This is a genomic window from Dickeya parazeae Ech586, assembly GCF_000025065.1.
Taxonomy (GTDB): Bacteria; Pseudomonadota; Gammaproteobacteria; order Enterobacterales; family Enterobacteriaceae; genus Dickeya; species Dickeya zeae.
In genome coordinates this window covers 1,743,594-1,761,082 of sequence record NC_013592.1, presented here as the reverse complement: position 1 = coordinate 1,761,082, position 17,489 = coordinate 1,743,594, and the positions used below count along the sequence as shown (strand labels likewise).

14 protein-coding genes, 1 tRNA gene and 1 pseudogene are annotated in these 17,489 nt (G+C 48.1%); 6 read left to right on the top strand and 10 right to left on the bottom strand.

Annotation, left to right across the window (positions count from 1 at the left end):
- Window positions 1-788 precede the first annotated feature (788 nt).
- Window positions 789-1,064 carry a hypothetical protein gene (locus tag DD586_RS07760; protein WP_012884257.1) on the bottom strand — a complete coding sequence of 92 codons (276 nt, stop codon included), beginning with the start codon at window positions 1,062-1,064 and terminating at the stop codon, window positions 789-791.
- Between the two features lie 597 nt (window positions 1,065-1,661).
- Between DD586_RS07760 and DD586_RS21305 the strand changes: the two genes are divergently transcribed.
- Window positions 1,662-1,847 carry a GhoT/OrtT family toxin gene (locus tag DD586_RS21305; RefSeq protein ID WP_012884256.1) on the top strand — a complete coding sequence of 62 codons (186 nt, stop codon included), beginning with the start codon at window positions 1,662-1,664 and terminating at the stop codon, window positions 1,845-1,847.
- 234 nt (window positions 1,848-2,081) lie between these two features.
- Here DD586_RS21305 and matP read toward each other — a convergent pair whose 3' ends face one another.
- The gene (matP, locus tag DD586_RS07755) at window positions 2,082-2,555 is read right to left on the bottom strand and encodes a macrodomain Ter protein MatP (RefSeq protein WP_012884255.1); all 474 of its coding nucleotides are present in this window, start codon (window positions 2,553-2,555) and stop codon (window positions 2,082-2,084) included.
- A 207-nt stretch (window positions 2,556-2,762) separates the two neighbouring features.
- Here matP and DD586_RS07750 point away from each other — a divergent pair, with 207 nt between their 5' ends.
- The gene (locus DD586_RS07750; RefSeq protein WP_012884254.1) at window positions 2,763-4,493 is read left to right on the top strand and encodes an AAA family ATPase; all 1,731 of its coding nucleotides are present in this window, start codon (window positions 2,763-2,765) and stop codon (window positions 4,491-4,493) included.
- A 90-nt stretch (window positions 4,494-4,583) separates the two neighbouring features.
- The gene (fabA, locus tag DD586_RS07745; RefSeq protein WP_012884253.1) at window positions 4,584-5,102 is read left to right on the top strand and encodes a bifunctional 3-hydroxydecanoyl-ACP dehydratase/trans-2-decenoyl-ACP isomerase; all 519 of its coding nucleotides are present in this window, start codon (window positions 4,584-4,586) and stop codon (window positions 5,100-5,102) included.
- Between the two features lie 207 nt (window positions 5,103-5,309).
- On the opposite strand, the pseudogene DD586_RS21300 reads toward fabA, so the two are convergent.
- Window positions 5,310-5,512 (bottom strand): annotated as a pseudogene (locus DD586_RS21300) (aldehyde dehydrogenase family protein); the annotation flags it as partial.
- Between the two features lie 276 nt (window positions 5,513-5,788).
- Between DD586_RS21300 and DD586_RS07740 the strand changes: the two are divergent.
- The 3 genes from DD586_RS07740 (at window position 5,789) to DD586_RS07730 (ending at window position 9,199) form a co-directional block, all read left to right on the top strand.
- Complete coding sequence (locus DD586_RS07740) at window positions 5,789-6,427, top strand: RpiB/LacA/LacB family sugar-phosphate isomerase (RefSeq protein WP_012884252.1); 639 nt, start codon at window positions 5,789-5,791, stop codon at window positions 6,425-6,427.
- Between the two features lie 183 nt (window positions 6,428-6,610).
- Window positions 6,611-6,700 (top strand) — tRNA-Ser (locus DD586_RS07735).
- A gap of 894 nt (window positions 6,701-7,594) precedes the next feature.
- Entirely contained in the window at window positions 7,595-9,199 is a 1,605-nt protein-coding gene (locus DD586_RS07730) for a methyl-accepting chemotaxis protein (protein ID WP_012884251.1), read from the top strand.
- Between the two features lie 67 nt (window positions 9,200-9,266).
- Here the strand turns inward: DD586_RS07730 and phoH are convergent, their stop codons facing one another.
- The 7 genes from phoH to DD586_RS07695 form a co-directional block, all read right to left on the bottom strand.
- Window positions 9,267-10,055, bottom strand: coding sequence for a phosphate starvation-inducible protein PhoH (gene phoH, locus DD586_RS07725; RefSeq protein ID WP_012884250.1), 789 nt, complete (start codon window positions 10,053-10,055; stop codon window positions 9,267-9,269).
- Window positions 10,056-10,704: 649 nt separating this feature from the next.
- Window positions 10,705-11,217: a flagella biosynthesis regulatory protein FliZ gene (gene fliZ, locus DD586_RS07720; RefSeq protein WP_012884248.1), complete on the bottom strand. Its 513-nt coding sequence runs from the start codon at window positions 11,215-11,217 to the stop codon at window positions 10,705-10,707.
- A 52-nt stretch (window positions 11,218-11,269) separates the two neighbouring features.
- Complete coding sequence (locus DD586_RS07715; protein ID WP_012884247.1) at window positions 11,270-11,992, bottom strand: RNA polymerase sigma factor FliA; 723 nt, start codon at window positions 11,990-11,992, stop codon at window positions 11,270-11,272.
- Between the two features lie 343 nt (window positions 11,993-12,335).
- Window positions 12,336-13,763: a hypothetical protein gene (locus DD586_RS07710; protein WP_012884246.1), complete on the bottom strand. Its 1,428-nt coding sequence runs from the start codon at window positions 13,761-13,763 to the stop codon at window positions 12,336-12,338.
- Window positions 13,764-13,865: 102 nt separating this feature from the next.
- Window positions 13,866-14,951 (bottom strand): FkbM family methyltransferase, encoded by a 1,086-nt coding sequence (locus tag DD586_RS07705; RefSeq protein ID WP_012884245.1) that lies wholly within the window; start codon window positions 14,949-14,951, stop codon window positions 13,866-13,868.
- A 193-nt stretch (window positions 14,952-15,144) separates the two neighbouring features.
- Entirely contained in the window at window positions 15,145-16,278 is a 1,134-nt protein-coding gene (locus DD586_RS07700; protein WP_012884244.1) for a Gfo/Idh/MocA family protein, read from the bottom strand.
- A complete protein-coding gene (locus tag DD586_RS07695) occupies window positions 16,275-17,366 on the bottom strand; it encodes an ATP-grasp domain-containing protein (RefSeq protein ID WP_228669768.1) in 1,092 nt (363 codons plus the stop codon). The genes DD586_RS07700 and DD586_RS07695 overlap by 4 nt, the downstream gene beginning before the upstream one ends.
- Window positions 17,367-17,489: the final 123 nt, after the last annotated feature.

Below are 17,489 nucleotides of genomic sequence, written 5' to 3'. Positions count from 1 at the left end.
TATTTTATGTCTGGAAATCACATTATCCTCCATGATTATCATTTCCTGCGATGAATCCGTCGCTAAAGCAACCATGCATGGTTTAGTGTTAAGTCTGAAACATGGCACGGTTATATCTATTAGATATTGATTGCAATAATCGGATTCGGCGTCCTGCCATCCTCATTATCAGCGTCATCTCTGTGGTGAAATCACACCGATGATGGATTGTTTCATATTATAAAAAGAATAGTAAGTGCATTGTTGTTGTTGACAGGAAAATCTTACAAAATTTTCCATATCATTACGCGATAAATAGTGTGACTGTCTATTTAAGCAATATTTTTGATCCGAAAATACTTTTCATAGGAACACACGTTTCTCTGCAAGAGTGCAGGGAAATATTCGGTTTTTTTTTGGAAAGATAGCGCAATGTTTATTTTTTCAGGCGAACACTTGGCAAAACGGCACCCGGATTTATTCAGCTACACTGGATGCTGTTTGTTCGCCTTCGTCATCTCTCATGCCTTACTGGAGCCGGCGTGGTCGACTATCGGCGTCAGACCATAGCGAGCAATACACCAGACATCCTGTGCTAACAATAGTTGATGAAAACTGAGTAGTCCGAATCAGGTAAAAGTTCCTTCAGGCTACCCTTCTCTTTGCAACGGCGCTGTTGCCATCGAGCATACGGGGATAAGACGGCTGTATTGATAAAGCAGGCAGGGAAAGCGGAGGCTCAAACTCAAGGGAGAAAAACAAGATAAATGCTGTACCACTTAAGGCTGATACAGCATGCAAGGCGCGGATTATTTCTTCCTGGATGTTCCTTTGCCTTTGAGCAACTGACGAAGCTTTTTGATTTCCTTCGCCGTCAGCGGTTGTTCGACGATCTCTTCCGTGTTCTGGCTATCAACGATCTCTGCCTCATCAGCGTCATGGGCATGATCTTCGATATCAAAACTTCTCAGCAAACGGGCACTGACCTCAGCGCTGATAGAAACCTCGTTTTCCAACGCGGCGGCTTTGATCTTTTCTTTCAGCTCTGATGGGATTTTCAGTGACAGACTGGATATCTCACTCATTTCATTACCTTTCTGGCAGGATAAAGTTCCAAACTATGCCAGTCCTTTAGCAAAGTCCATACTGAAACAAAAAATTAATATAATCGTCATATAAATAACAAAAAAACATAAAAAATACGTGTTTTTGATGTGATATAGATCTCAGTTTTATTCTTTTTAACTCATCCGTTTTTTAAGCGTGTCCTGACTATACACCGTAGGCAGCGAGTTTTATCACGGCCACACATTGCGTTTTATACTTTGCCTGAAAATAAATAATTATCTAAAAAAGGATAAACGCAGCTCAGACTATTCCGGATTTGTATTCTTTGACATATCTGACAAAAATAAAACCTGACTCTGTGTAATATTATTACAAAGTAAATTTTACGGCTGAGTGCCCAACAGCGGCGGCATTCAATGCTGTTAACATTTTTCCGGCACTCAGGTACGCAGAGTGAGAGTCTGCCACGACAATGGCGATGTTCGCTGAGTGGCCGTGCGGCAAGGTTTCCCCGCCGGGATGTCCATGCAGGCATCACTCAGGTAGGTTAATCGATTGATCGTAAAATTTTAACGACATAGAATACGCGCCCCTGCAACCATAAGGAAGTAAATGTGTCACACCATCACCTGTGGGAAATGATCAGAACCCTCTATTTCCTGGGCCTTGCGGTCTCGATGATATTTACTTTTTTTATGAGCAAAGATAATTCGTTAATCATGCGTTTTTTAGCCGCCATATTAATTGGTGTCACCTGGCCATTAAGTTTTCCGGTCGTCATCGTTTTTTCATTTTTTTAATTATTGTACCCAAAATAATTTAAGTCTCAGGGCAATCAGTTAGCATGTTGAAATGTGTTGGCATGCTGAACTGCCCGGTACTGTCGGAGATGAGATCTGAAGTCTGCTATGGAATCACCGCATGCATAGGGAAGGCTAACGTCCGGGATAACGCATTAACGCCGCTTAACGAGTAACCCCCCTTCTTAATCGATAAACTTAACTGACGAAATAGCGCGTTATCGCCGATATGTTTCAGTCAGAAACGTCATTTTCCGGTGGCTGATTTAGCATGGCCTGGAGGTCTTGTCTAAGCAGCGACATCTGGCTGGCGTACTTTTCTTTATGCTCTGCGTCTTCAAGCAATTGCACGATAGTTTCCGACAGGGTAATACCGCGACGCTGCGCCAGCGCCGCCAGACGTTGCCACACCAGATAATCGAGATCGATAGATTTTTTACGGGTGTGCTGGTGTTCCGCGTTGAAATGCCGTTTACGCCGGGCACGAATCGTCTGCTTCATGCGATTCTCCAGCGTGGGATTCATGCACTGCGCAATCCACTCCAGTACCAGTACCGGCTGACTTTCCATTTTCAGTAGCCGGTTGACGGCTTCATCGGCTGCACTTTGCTCAATAAAGCGCGTTATCGGCTCACCCTCGCGATGTTTTTTAACCAGGTACTTCCACTTCCAGCCGCACTCAAGATTTTTTAGTTGTTGATATTTCATACATTATTCTTTAGTGACCGTGTAACGTGCCTGAACTTGCCCCCATTGTTGCCCGATATTCCCACTACAGGCAATCCCTTCTGGTTATTTTTCACCCAGAATAGACCCTGAATGCTCTCTTGTTAACCTCTCCCACCTCTGCACGTATGCAGCCTTGAGAATTCTTGTATAATTACGCTTTTCCTTTAAACGATTACAGCAGATACTTTGACCAATAACCGACTCGAATGGCAGCACCTGCTGCCCGATCATACGCCATATCAGACATTATTCTCCCAGGCAGCCCAACTTGCCCCCGCTGAGTTCTCTGCGGTGCAACCTCGGCTTGCTGATGCGCTGACGATTTTTTGCCATCCCCGCTCGCCTTCGCAGTTTATGCTGCTGAAGGCACAGGAGAATAATGCCTATCTGGCTTTGATTGCCAACGCCATCGCGCAGTTGCCTGCACGGCAGCCAGAAACGTTATCTGGCTATCGTTATCATCTTGATGGACGTCAGATCAGCATTCAGCCAGCCCAGTATCCGGATGACAATTTTGCGGCTACGTTGCGCTGCGGCTATCAGGAGTGGATCGAACCGGAACAGCTATTTGGCTGTGTACGGATGTACAAAGATGACATCAGCCTGCAACCCGGCCTGCTCCATCGCGTCAACGGCGGCACCCTGATTCTGTCCGCACGGACATTGTTGGCCCAGCCGCTGATGTGGTTGCGACTTAAGCAAATTATCATCGATGGTCAATATCACTGGTTGTCTCCCGATGAGCGACGACCGTTACCGGTAGAGATCCCGCCGATGCCAGTCGACCTGCGTCTGGTCGTACTCGGCGATCGTGACAGCCTGGGCGATATTCACGATATGGAACCAGAACTGGGCGAACTGGCGATCTATGGTGAATTTGAGTCGCAGCTACAATTAATCGAGCCGGAAGATATGGTGCACTGGTGTTCTTACATCAACGCATTGTGTCTGGAAAATCAGTTGCCTCTGCTGTCTGCCGACGCCTGGCCGGAACTGTTCTCACTGGCCGTCCGCTATAGCGGCGATCAGGGTAATGTGCCGTTATGTCCGCAATGGTTAACTCACCAGCTCAAACACGCGGCTCTCTATACGCGCCAGGAAGAAATTACCGGGCAAGCGTTTATTGATTCGGTGACGGCACGCCGCTGGCGCGAAGGATACCTGTCTGAGCGCATGCAGGATGAAATCGAATTGGGTCAGATTCTGATCGAAACCGAAGGCGACATGATTGGTCAGGTAAACGGCCTGTCGGTGCTGGAATACCCTGGCTACCCGCTGATGTTTGGTGAGCCGACCCGTATCAGTTGCGTGGTCCATCCCGGCGATGGCGAACTCACTGATGTCGAGCGTAAAGCCGAATTGGGTGGCAACCTGCATGCTAAAGGTATGATGATCATGCAGGCGTTTCTGATTTCCGAGTTGGAACTCGAGCAACAGCTGCCATTTTCTGCCTCGATCGTGTTTGAACAGTCCTATGGTGAGGTCGATGGCGATAGCGCGTCACTGGCTGAACTTAGCGCGCTGGTGAGTGCCTTGTCGCAATGTCCTATCAATCAACAACTGGCTGTGACCGGTTCCGTCGACCAGTTTGGGCATGTACAGCCCATTGGTGGCGTTAACGAAAAAATCGAAGGGTTCTTCGAAGTATGCCAGCGTCGCGGACTGACAGGTAAGCAAGGGGTAATAATCCCATCAACCAATCAACGTCATTTATGCCTGTTGCCGGACGTCGTTGACGCCGTGCGCAACGATCAGTTCCATATCTACGTCGTGGATTCGGTCGCCGAAGCACTGACGCTGTTGACGCAGATACCTTACGACGATGAACATCAACCCAGCCTGCTGGCAGCGATCCGTGAACGAATCGCGCAGTTGGCGCCACCGGAACGGCGTCGCTTTCCGTGGTTTTTCCGTTGAAGAAACTGGTTGGGCCAGAAGCAACAGACTTGCTCAGCGTACATCTGTACGCTAACCTGCCTGCTCCACAAAAACAGGGCTTATAGAAACATGGTAGACAAACGCGATTCCTATTCAAAAGAAGATCTTTTCGCCAGCGGACGCGGTGAACTGTTTGGGCAACAGGGGCCACAACTGCCAGCCGGTAACATGCTGATGATGGATCGTGTCATCTCTATGACCGAAGACGGTGGTCTGCATGGAAAAGGCTATGTGGAAGCAGAACTGGATATCAATCCTGATCTGTGGTTCTTCGGTTGCCACTTCATCGGTGACCCGGTGATGCCAGGCTGTCTGGGTCTGGATGCAATGTGGCAGTTAGTTGGTTTCTATCTCGGCTGGCTGGGCGGCGAAGGTAAAGGTCGTGCGCTGGGCGTAGGCGAAGTGAAGTTCACCGGGCAAGTACTGCCGAACGCTAAAAAAGTGACATATCGCATCCATTTCAAGCGCGTTATCAACCGTAAGCTCATCATGGGCATCGCCGACGGCGAAGTGTTGGTTGATGGTCGCCTGATCTACACAGCAACCGATCTGAAAGTTGGCCTGTTCAAAGATACCAGCACATTCTAATTCCGCGTCGATTATCGATAGCGATGAGATGAATAGAAAAAACGCGGCGATAACGCCGCGTTTTGCTATTGATACGCCTGTTATACCTGATGCCTTGCAACATAGAAGGCCACATCGACAGCGGGTAACGGGGGACGTCCGCGAATCCGGTCGGCCAGCTTTTCAGCCATCGTCATCGTCGCATTCAAATTACCGGTAATAATCTTCGGTGGCATTGACCATGGCGGTTTTACCGCTGCTCACCCCACCGGTAAAAGAGACTTTGGCGATATCAGGATGGCGTATCAGCGCCTGACCTTCCCCCTACCATGCGCCGTCAGCACATTAAATACGCCGTCCGGCAACCCGGCTTCATGGCATATTTCCGCCAGTTGCAACGCGCTCGACGACGTCAGTTCGCTGGGTTTGAATCATGGCACTCTGCCGCCAACGCGTCATCACGCTCGCGAAGTAGCACCACTGTATGCAGCAATACGTGCGCTTGCTGCATCGCTGTCATCCCTTCCCATTCGTACAACACATCACAGTGGCAGTGGTCACCACGAGATGGTCGAACAGGTCACGTTTTTGCGATTAATTCCGGTTTCTGGTGGTTTGCGGTTTCTGATGAGCAAGGTATACTGGGCCAATTGAAATGAAATAGTGTTTTAAAAAATACAGTTGTCCGCACACTTAAAGGAACGAACATGAAAATTGCACTGATTAACGAGAACAGCCAGGCTGCAAAAAACGCGATTATCGCGACTGCTCTGTCCAAAGCCGTTGAACCGATGGGTCACACCGTACACAACTACGGTCAATATGCTGTTGAAGACGCTGCACAGCTGACCTACATCCAGAACGGTATTCTGGCTGCTATCCTGCTGAACTCCGGTGCCGCTGATTTCGTGGTCACGGGTTGTGGCACGGGTCAGGGTGCGATGCTGGCCTGTAACTCTTTCCCGGGTGTAATCTGTGGTCTGGTTGTTGACCCGTCTGACGCTTACCTGTTCTCTCAGATCAATAACGGTAATGCCGTTTCTCTGCCTTACGCCAAAGGCTTTGGCTGGGGTGCTGAACTGAATCTGGAAAATCTGTTCACCCAGTTGTTCAAAGAAGAAGGTGGCCGTGGTTACCCGAGCGATCGCGTAGCTCCGCAACAACGCAACAAGAAAATCCTGGATGCGGTAAAAGCAGTGACCTACAACGATCTGATCACCATTCTGAAAGGTCTGGATCAGGATCTGGTTAAAGGCGCTATTGCTGGTCCGAAATTCCAGGAATATTTCTTCGCCAACAGCACCAACGCAGAGCTGACCAGCTTCATCAAATCCCTGCTGAACTAATTCAGCCTGGCTCTGTTATTCCGACCACCGCATGCGCGGTGGTCTTTTTTTATCGGTAATTCGGCGCACGTCTGTTCAGGTCGAACAACTGTTAGCCAGACGTTTTAAAAGCCCGAAATACTGCTTGACCATAACTGGGTGACTCCCTATAGTAGCGCCCCGTTGCCCTTGAGGTGACAATCCGGTGAGGTGTCCGAGTGGCTGAAGGAGCACGCCTGGAAAGTGTGTATACGTGAAAACGTATCGAGGGTTCGAATCCCTCCCTCACCGCCAGATTAAAAACAAAAACCCCAGACTTTCGTCTGGGGTTTTTGTTTTTAACCGGTGATGGGACGGACGAGAATCCCCGACAGGGTTCGACAAAACGGCTTGCCGTTTTGGACCGCCGCAGGCGGCCCGCAGGGCGAGCGCCACGCGCGAGTCTATCCCGACCGCTCGGATCACATCTCTCCACCCTCTTCTTTCCAGACGAAAGTCTGGGGTTTTTGTTTTTAACCGGTGATGGGACGGACGAGAATCCCCGACAGGGTTCGACAAAACGGCCTGCCGTTTTGGACCGCCGCAGGCGGCCCGCAGGGCGAGCGCAAAGCGCGAGTCTATCCCGACCGCTCGGATCACATCTCTCCACCCTCTTCTTTCCAGACGAAAGTCTGGGGGTTTTTATTTTTAACCGGTGACGGGACGGACGAGAATCCCCGACAGGGTTCGACAAAACGGCCTGCCGTTTTGGACCGCCGCAGGCGGCCCGCAGGGCGAGCGCCACGCGCGAGTCAATCCCGACCAGACATTTCCCTAAACGCAATATCTCGTCACCTGATGAATGAGAGAAATACCGGTATTTGTGATAAAACGCCGTTTCTCTTGTATCGGAATAAAGTTAACGTTTATTTCATATAACAATCCGCTCCATACACCTGTCTTACTCATACTTTTCTCGCAAAGTAAGACAGTAGCTTATGAATTAAACAGACAAAACATTGATGTAAAACAATAAATTTAAAATGATAATTAGTCACTCAGGTTATACTTAACCGGTGTAAGAAAATACAAAGCGGTTTTTTATTTCCATTAATGTTCACTTAATCTAAATAAAATAAATTTATTTCCGAAGAACAGTGTACCTTTGTATTTTTACCATCGTGTATTTCCTTGGCGGAGTATTCCAACATGACTATCGTAAAGAAACTAGCTATCGTAATCAGTATATTCGCCCTTGCACTGATTAGCGTAGGTGGCTTTGGACTTCAATCACTTAGCCAGTCAAAGGACCGTCTGGAATATGTGATGGTGAATACCTTACCCAGCCTCGACAACCTCGTGAGATCTAATAACGCATTAAATGATGCCCGCGGTGCACTGGCGCTCACTTTTCTGACCCGAGAAGAACAACAGCGTACTACCTTAAAACGTACGCTTGATGACTCGCTCGCTATCGTTGAAAAACTGAATGCCGTTTACAAACGAGATCTGATTTCTGATGCTAAAGACTTGCAGATGACAAATGAAAATCTGCAATACCTGAATGATTTCCGTGCCGCGAAAGATAAGCTGTTTCAGCAAGCGCAAACTGATGCGCAGGCCGTAGAAAAAGCGTTTTCCTCTCAGGGGTATGTCACTCTGGCACAGGAAAAGCTGGTAAAAGGGTTCCAGGACCAGTACGACTATAACGTCACGTTGGCCAGTGGACTGCAGGAGCAAAATAATACCAGCTTCAAACAGGCATTCTTCGGGCTGGTAGGGCTGATTGTGGTGGCATTACTCGTTGCCGGCACCTTCTCTACAGTAATTATCAGTTACGTGCGCAACAGCCTGAATGCCTTACGCCAGACGCTGATTACCGTCAGTGAAAACCTGGACCTGACCTTGCATGCTGATGCCAGCAAAAATGATGAAATTGGCCAGACATCTGGCGCGTTCAATAATCTGATCCAACGTTTTGCCGTGGTATTGTCCGACGTTCGTTCTGCCAGCGAAAGTGTATCAACAGCATCCAGCGAGATTGCTGCCGCCAACGAAGACCTTTCTGTTCGCACAGAAGAGCAGGCTTCTTCGCTGGCACAGACCGCCGCCAGCATGCATGAGATTTCATCCACGATCGAAAGTAACGTCGACAATACGGCACAGGCCAACAAGTTGGGCCAGCAGGCAAGTGTAGCGGTTCAGCACGGTGATGAAGCCGTACAACGTATGATGCATGCCATGGAAGATATCGCCAGCGGCTCCGCCAAAGTTGCCGATATCACCAACCTGATTGAAGGCATCGCTTTCCAGACCAATATTCTGGCGCTGAATGCCGCGGTGGAAGCAGCCCGGGCGGGTGAACATGGTCGAGGCTTTGCGGTGGTCGCTGGTGAAGTTCGCACACTGTCGCAGCGTTCTTCGTCTGCAGCCAAAGAGATCAAAAACCTGATCGATAGTGCGATTTCCGCGGTGAAACATGGTGCGGTGCAAGCCGATGAAGTCCGCGATGCTATCAGCAACGTGAAGGGCGTGATTCAAAACGTGTCCAACCTGGTCAACGAAGTCTCGCTGGCTTCAGAAGAACAGAGTCGCGGTATCTCCCAAATCAATACCGCTATTAACCAGATGGAGGCCGTCACACAGCAGAATGCCGCCATGGTGGAACAAGCCTCTTCGGCCGCAGACTCACTGAACGAACAGGCAACCAAGTTGCGTCAGTCGGTCGAAGTTTTCAAACTCGAAACGAGCGCACACTTTACTGACTCACACACCATGAGTGGTGCCGGTCACCTGCGTTTGAGCCACCGCTAAGTCGTCAGGTATAGCGATAAAAAAGGGTTGCGCAAGCAACCCTTTTTACTTGGATGTAGGCCTGGTATCAGGAATAGGCCACCAGGGTGCGATGACACAATTCCGAGCGCACACAATCCTCTTTACCAAAGGTCACGATGCTGACCATATCGTCTTCCGTAAACCGCTCCAGCGCATCCCGCAGACCGGATTTCACACCAGCAGGCAAGTCACACTGGGTAATGTCTCCATTAACAATCACTGTCACGTTCTCGCCCAAGCGTGTCAGGAACATCTTCATCTGATTGACGGTAACGTTCTGGGCCTCATCCAGAATCACTACGGCATTTTCGAACGTCCGCCCACGCATGTAAGCAAACGGCGAAATTTCCACTTTAGCGATTTCCGGTCGCAGGCAATACTGCAGGAAGGAGGAGCCAAGTCGACGTTGCAACACGTCATAGACAGGGCGAAAATACGGCGCGAACTTCTCCGCAATGTCGCCCGGCAGGAAGCCAAGATCTTCTTCGGCCTGCAAGACTGGCCGTGTCACGATAATGCGTTCAACCTCTTTATGAAGCAGTGCTTCAGCCGCTTTGGCCGCACTGAGAAACGTTTTGCCACAACCAGCCTCGCCAGTGGCAAAGATTAACTGTTTATTTTCTATTGCAGACAAGTAGTGTTCCTGCGCCGGGTTTCGGGCCTCAATCATTGAGGTGTCACGGCTCTCACGCGCCATACCGATAGCTTCAATGCCGCCCAACTGAACCAGAGAAGTGACCGAATCTTCTTCACGCTGACGATGACTGCGCGACTCACGTCTGATAACACGTTTGGCTTCACGACGCGCTTTGATCACTGCTTTTTGTCTTCCCATAGTGGCACCTTACAGTTTGTTTCACTGACCGAACGACCTGTGGTCGATGGTGTTTTGTTCACAAATGAGGTTTGGCTTCCTTATTAAGCCGTAGTATTGGCAATGACAAAAACCAATGCCTAACCGACACCGCATCCCCTTGCGAGGATGTGCGTTCGACATTGGCATAAGTAAATGGAGCGGAAATCGCTCTATGGGGATTATCGCAACAACAGGGAGACAGTGAAAAAAAACGGAGCGGGAGAGAGAACCTCCGCCTTGATAAGGCGGCAGAAACGGGCGAATTTGCTGACTATTCCGTCCAGGGAAGGACTCTACCATTCGCGTTCCTCACTGTGACAATAACTATTCGGATGAATAATGATTGACCGCATCAGGCATCCGACATCTGGGATGAAATTACCGTCCTTAGATGTCATTACGATGACAGTGCTCTATTTTGCCCCGTCATGGCAAGTATTTTTGCATAGCCATAACATAAAACTCTATATTGCGCCCACTCTGGGTCAGGCAAGTTATACCTCAAATTATTCGAGTTGCAGGGCAACACGTCGGCAACCTGAAGTATGGCGGGTATATATTAGATGAGTCACAGAGGGGATGCGTGCTGGGGAGATATCCTCCGCCAACTGGCGGAGGAGTTCGGAGGTTAGTAATGTTTCTGCCAGTGCAGATATTGATCGTACTTGCGCAGGGCACTGCGGTATGTGTTTTGCTCGATATCAGGTAAATAATCGCAGACACGCTGCTGAATATTACCGTCTGAGGTGAAACTTTCCTGTGGGTAATTTTTCGCCAACAGTAATTCATCCAGACGTCGTAAGCGAATGACATATTCACGCATCGTGCTGTGCCGCACTTCTGTCTGCTCTATCAAATACTGCGTAAACGCTTTGATATCGAAATAATTGGCGTGCGTATTGCAGGAGACTTCGCTGCAAAAACGGCATAGCGGGATGAGTTCTTCCTGCACAGACTCCCAGATAGTGTTGTCAATCAGCCTATCCATCATGGCAATCGACTTCTTGTTGATCAGCTGATCACGAAATACCAGCGACACACGATCCAGTTCTTTGGCGCAATGAGCGCAGTGTGTTTGTCTGTGTTTGAAGTCCTTCAAGTAACGGCTAAGAAGCTGCTTCTTCCTGGTTGATTGAGGCATGAGTCCATTCCTGACTGTAGGGTGGTACAACTACATGTCTGTGTGCTCCAAATTAAACGTCACTCATTAATTTTGCACGCAGACGCTTTATCGCCTGGCTATGCAACTGACTAACGCGCGACTCACCCACCTCAAGAACCGCACCGATTTCCTTCAGGTTCAGTTCTTCCTGGTAGTAGAGAGTCAACACCATTTTTTCGCGCTCCGGCAGGTTTTCAATCGCGTCCATCACCCGTTGACGTAGATTTACGTCCATCAACAGGTTTAATGGATTGGCATCCTCATTCCCTTCCAGTAACGCCTCAGCGCTATCCCCATGCTCTTCCCGCCACTCATCGTAAGAAAACAGCTGGCTATTGTTGGTATCCAGCAGAATCTGACGATATTCCTCTAACGAGATGTTCAGGGTTTGGGCCACTTCCTGTTCGGTTGGGGCCCGGCCGAGTGACTGTTCAGCCTGCTGCATTGCCTGAGCCACTTCCCGGGCGTTACGCCTGACACTACGCGGCGCCCAGTCCCGGCTGCGCAACTCATCCAGCATCGCGCCACGAATACGTTGCACGGCATAGGTAGTAAATGCCGTACCTTGCAACGAATCATAACGCTCTACGGCACTGAGCAGCCCAATGCCCCCTGCCTGCAAGAGGTCATCAAGCTCAACGCTTGCCGGAAGACGAACCTGCAACCGCAAGGCTTCATGGCGCACCAACGGAACATAGCGCTTCCATAATGAATTTTTATCCATTGTGCCTTCAGCGGTATACAGTTCGCTCACAGTGATAAATACCTATAAAATTAAGGTGCTCAACATCATTATGCGTTTAGCATACTATGACAATCGGAAGAATAGGTGCAGAAAAAAGGCTTTTTTCAGATATGCTGCCAATTTCCCATTTCTGAAAATTGTAGCGGCTATAGCGCAAGGTGGATACCTGCCCCGACAGGAAAGGCGCATTTTTTGTGATATTGATGTGCAGTTACTGACTGATAATGAAAGAAACTATTAACACAATAATTGTCATGATGAAGGAAAAATCAGACTGCTATTACTCTACAACCCGCTTTATGCTAAATAAGGTGGTGTAACCCACCACCTTATTCCCAATCATCGACTGACTTTAGTGATTAATTTTATTACCATACTTTTCAGATAGATAATCTTTATATTCTGCATAGCGATTTTGGGCATCCTTGATAGTCGTCACCACCCAGGAAAATGAGCCTTCCCTGTGATTAACATCACAGACAAAAGAAGCATCAATACGTGATATATGGGTCGACTTTCCAATACCGTCCAGGACAGCAGATAACGCGACCTGATCTAAAAACCAGACGGCGTTATTTTTCATTAAGTTATTCCATATAAAAAGCGCAACTTTTTTGATGAAACGTCTGGATTCCTCGCCACCATTTAGATAAACAAACCCAGCAATCGCTTTTTCCCAAAACGGTGCACTATCGCTTTTCGTCAAAGCAATGTCAGCACTCCCTACCCTATGGCTGATAAATTGCCAGTCATTTTTCATCAGACAATCTGCATCGACAACGATCAACGGGCCTTTAATGAGAGGCAATAGATAATTGGCCGCAACAAATCGTCTGCAAGCGTAGTGCACATTGATACCCGTTACATCAGCAATGAATTCGGATGTACAAGAGATATTTAACTCAGGAAATTGGGCATGCTTGGTTTTGATATCTTCTACCGTTACATCATCAATATTATAAACATGCAGATGCACATTGAATTTTTCACGGTTCGTCTCGTAAAGAGAGTAAATCAGATACGCGGCATGCTGATGATAATACTTGACATCACAGGCAATCAATACAGTAGGTTTATCATTATCTAGCTCTCTTTTTATCAGCCATTGATAATGATCGTAGTTGATATCCTCTGTTTTTGATATGAGTGAACTAAAATCAATATAGGAATCGGGGTAACCACCATTTTTGAATATGGTCGATACAATCATCAATAAAGCTAACGGATCTTCACCAATAAGATAGGAGTTCGCCGTCATTTTTTTGACAAGTAGGAATGCATACTCGTAATCCTCTTCCAGAATACAAGTAAGCAGTAGAATCTTAAAGATAACAGGCACATCTTGCAGAGTATCTAAATTGTTCTCGATGAGTCCAATCGCCTGCTCTACCGCGCCAATACGGAAAAGAAGTTGGATCGATGCAACTAAATACTCAATATTCGGGGCCAACTCCAGAACATCGCTGAGATAACTGATAACACTATTAATGTATTCGGTCGGCATACGTACCTGCTGACCGTCCCACTTTTCATCCAAAGACAGATTAGACAGCGCTATTGCATTAAGCAGTAATTTTAATGCGCGATCCTGGGCCTCGGGTAAATTGCTCTGACTGGCGGCCAGATTTTTGTTTAAGGTATAGAGATCGCTGCTTCTATTGACGATAACATCAAGAACAATTTTTTTCGGCAGATCACCAATGCTGCCAATCATCAATTCACGACTGAACACATCCCGATAGTATTGATGTGTTGATTTTACCTGCGTGTAATCCGCCATAAACAACCTTCAATTGTTGTATTTACTGTTACAGCAACATGACCATACATATAACAGAATGTCTTTTCGGGTGATTAATACCATCACCCGAATAAGGACGTGTCAGTCGGCCACAGGGATAAAGAACATAATGGTTTCAGCCCACCCTTCGGTGTAATGACGCAAATAAATGCGATAATCACTCCGAAGGCTCAGAATATATTCGGGGATCTTCCAAAAATCGCTAGGATAATGATAAACCGCCACCGCCAGCTTCGGATGATCATCCAGAATATGCTGTTTCATTCCGGTTAATGCGGCGATTTCCGCTCCTTCCAGATCAAGTTTGATAAAGCTGACCGGTTCATTCACGACGCTATCCAGCGTCGCGACTTCAATTTTCACATCCCCGTCTTCCGAAATATGGCTGGCTGAACCGTCACCCGAAGAAAAGCTCAGCGTCGTATTCCGGTCGAACAACCCCAGCAGATGATAGTTAACGTTATGCAAATCACGCATATTTTCTTTCGCTGACACCAGGGTATCACTGCCCGGTTCGAAGAAATGAATACTGCCATACCCTGGGCAACGCTTAGCAAATTCCAGGCTGGTAAAACCATCAAACCCACCACCATCGACAAAGACTTCGCCCTCGGAAAATGCGACAAATGGTTCGAAGTACTGTCTGTCGACACAAAAATCATATTTTTCGATGGCTGACAGATTGGCTTCAAGACGAAAACGCAAAATATCGTCAAATACCTGGCGAGACTCATCATCTACCAGCAACCCACGAATCCACTCAAATTTCGCGGTATTGGTCGCATGTTCTTTGCGCATGTCCGTGATGCATTCAAGCTGTGGAACGGTACCGTTACTCAGATCAGCAAACGCGAAATAGTCCATCACCTCTTTGACGCCAGCCGCTCTCAGTTTCGCTACGCCAGTTTTAGGACGAGAATTGGTCACCGCAGACACCACCATGCTGTCTTTCTCGACTTGATTCAGGCGCAGCACCGGCTTGCCTAACCATGTCGTTAGAGTGGTGTACTCGTCAATAAAACCATCGACCGGTGCGACTCGGGCGACCGCTTCTGCATACGGGTTCACCCCCAATACATAGCGCTTAGTCCCATCGACATGGGTAAACCGCTCAAAAAAGTTAGCTGTTGCGCTATTAACTGCCGCAGGCTTACTGGTTGTATTCATTCGTCTTCTCTCCAATACCTTCTGATATCGCCATGAGTCATCACCCTCATCATGCACCGCTCTGACATGGCTGTTATCCGTCATCGCAGTTTTACCAGTAAAAGTTTAGTGACAGTAATAACACCGGGTGATCTCTAAACCGATACAGTACAAAATCAGCAACACATTGTTTTATATTTCATCAGGGCATCGCTTATTCCGTGATCCGCACTTTTTCTCCTTTATGCGCGCTGGTGGCAGCGGCCTGAAGATAGCGAATCCCCCTCATCGCAACATCGCTACCAAACACATACTCACACGCGCCGTCTTTAAGATAAGAAGCGATGTCCTCGTAATAGTTGGCGAACGCTTCTATAAATCCAGCCGGGTGCCCAGCTTTAAAACGGTGGTATCGCGCTTGTGACGCCACCAGATTATCTGGGTGAGTTCGGTCTATTACGCTGGAAATGCCATTGATATTGCTGAGTTTCAAATGTTCAGGATCCATCTGTAACCATTCCGCCGCCCCTTTGCTGCCGTAAATCCGGATACGTAACCCGTTGCGGCACCCCAACGCCGCTTTGGTGTACCAGTAATTACACACAACCTGGTTGGTATAACCGGAAATGCAATGAACGGTATCCACAACATCAGGGATCTCGCCAAAACGGTGGTGTACGGCATACACGTCCTGGGCCTGCTCACCAATAATGTAATCCACCATCTGATGAGCATGAACGCCCAGATCTAATGACACGGTAGGGATCACACCATCATGCTGCCGCCAGTCTTGTGGGCGAGGTACCGCCCCACTTTTGACATGGCGCAGAAATCCCTCCTGAGGCATCTCAACCATCACCTGTCTAATCTGGCCCAGCTCACCACTGGCAATACGCTGCCTCAGTTCCCTAACCATCGGGTAGCCAGAATAGTTAAAGGTAACCAGCAAGGTTCCGTTCATTTTTTCCAGAGCATGCTGAATGGCTGCGACCTCTTCAACATTAGTGGCTAACGATTTCTCACAAATGACCGGCAATTGATGTTCAATACAGGCAATAACAATATCTTTATGCGTCGGTGTCGGCGTCAGGATAACGACCGCATCCAGTTTACTGGCTTCCGCTTGTAAGAAACTCTCCAGGTCACGATATACGCGATCCTCAGGGATTCCCCAGCTGGCGGCAGTCTGCTGATTAATATCCTCATGACGACTAAAGAAACCCGACACCAGTTCGAAATGGCCATCCATTTGCGAAGCGATCTTATGCGTCTCGCCAATCGCCGAATTAATACCACCACCGATGAACCCGATTTTGAGTGCTCCCCCGGAGCTGGTTATATTTTTCATTTCGTTTTTCCCAGAAAAGAGTGGCTCACCGTCAGATGATGTTTCAGACCCTCGGTATTACCTAACAACTGAGTTTGATCAGAAAAGGTCATAAAGACCACCGCAGCGCGATCACCTGGAGCCGGATTCAGCATTTCACCACTTTTCTTCAATAAAACACTTTCCAGTAACTCACCGGGCAACTGGTGATAGCGCAACGCGTTAAAGATAGTCTTTTCAGATACCGATACCGTGTGTCTGGCGACATAGTGGTGGGCAGGCGGTCGCTTATTGGCAAATATCGTGGATGACGATAAAAAAGGCGCCACAAAATATTCTGCATACGGCACATCTGTGGAATAACGAATCAGCTGGCAATAAAGATCGCCCGGGCAACGTCGGGTTAGCTCAATCAGCCAAAAGTTATCACCATTGGCAATAAACTGTGTATGCAGCAAGCCATCGCATAATTTCAGATCAGCAACAATGCTGTTAATACAATCGCTCACAGCATTTTTCAGCGTTTCACTCATCTGATGGGCAATACAACTGCTATCCACCTGATAAGGATAAACGGTGCAATATTCATTAACGAAGAACTCACAGACTATCTCTCCATTACGAATAAAGGCAGAGTGACTGTGCAATGAGCCTTGTTTGAACTCTTCTATCACGACTTGACCGCTTGCCGACGCCGATGCCGCCATCTGGTAAGCAGGTAAAATATCCTGCTCACATTGGACTAACGTAATGCCACGCCCGCTATAGGCATCCACAGGCTTCACTAAAATCGGGTACGACAGTTGTCCGGCACAGGCAATATCACGTACCGCGGTAGGAACAGGTAAGCCTTTGCGCTGAGCATAAGTACGGAATTCGTCCTTTCTCAGCAAAATGTTGGTTGTCTCAACCGAATCGAAACCCGGCATACCTAATGATTCAGCAACCCAGGCCCCGGTTTCGTAAGACACATCCGTCACACCAGGCAGGATAATTTTAATATTTTCCTTTCTGACAATACCGAGAATTGCCTCTTTGTCCGAATAATCTTCAACAATCGACCGGGTTGCACGGATATGACCTGGATCGCCCGGTTTACCGCTACACACACCGATGGCAATCCCCTGCTCCAGGCACGCTTCCAGCAGTGGTAACGCAGAAAAACCGGCATCAAGCATTAAGGCATCTATCGTAGACATATCCATTCTCTGTTACAAAATTTCAGGTATCTC

What these genes read in the sequence shown, in the direction of transcription:
- matP (WP_012884255.1), bottom strand. Translation starts at nt 2,555, where the DNA reads ATGAAATATCAACAACTAAAAAATCTTGAGTGCGGCTGGAAGTGGAAG.
- DD586_RS07705 (WP_012884245.1), bottom strand. Translation starts at nt 14,951, where the DNA reads ATGAATACAACCAGTAAGCCTGCGGCAGTTAATAGCGCAACAGCTAAC.
- phoH (WP_012884250.1), bottom strand. Translation starts at nt 10,055, where the DNA reads ATGGGAAGACAAAAAGCAGTGATCAAAGCGCGTCGTGAAGCCAAACGT.
- DD586_RS07740 (WP_012884252.1), top strand. Translation starts at nt 5,789, where the DNA reads ATGAAAATTGCACTGATTAACGAGAACAGCCAGGCTGCAAAAAACGCG.
- fliZ (WP_012884248.1), bottom strand. Translation starts at nt 11,217, where the DNA reads ATGCCTCAATCAACCAGGAAGAAGCAGCTTCTTAGCCGTTACTTGAAG.
- DD586_RS07730 (WP_012884251.1), top strand. Translation starts at nt 7,595, where the DNA reads ATGACTATCGTAAAGAAACTAGCTATCGTAATCAGTATATTCGCCCTT.
- fabA (WP_012884253.1), top strand. Translation starts at nt 4,584, where the DNA reads ATGGTAGACAAACGCGATTCCTATTCAAAAGAAGATCTTTTCGCCAGC.
- DD586_RS07710 (WP_012884246.1), bottom strand. Translation starts at nt 13,763, where the DNA reads ATGGCGGATTACACGCAGGTAAAATCAACACATCAATACTATCGGGAT.
- DD586_RS07700 (WP_012884244.1), bottom strand. Translation starts at nt 16,278, where the DNA reads ATGAAAAATATAACCAGCTCCGGGGGAGCACTCAAAATCGGGTTCATC.
- DD586_RS07760 (WP_012884257.1), bottom strand. Translation starts at nt 1,064, where the DNA reads ATGAGTGAGATATCCAGTCTGTCACTGAAAATCCCATCAGAGCTGAAA.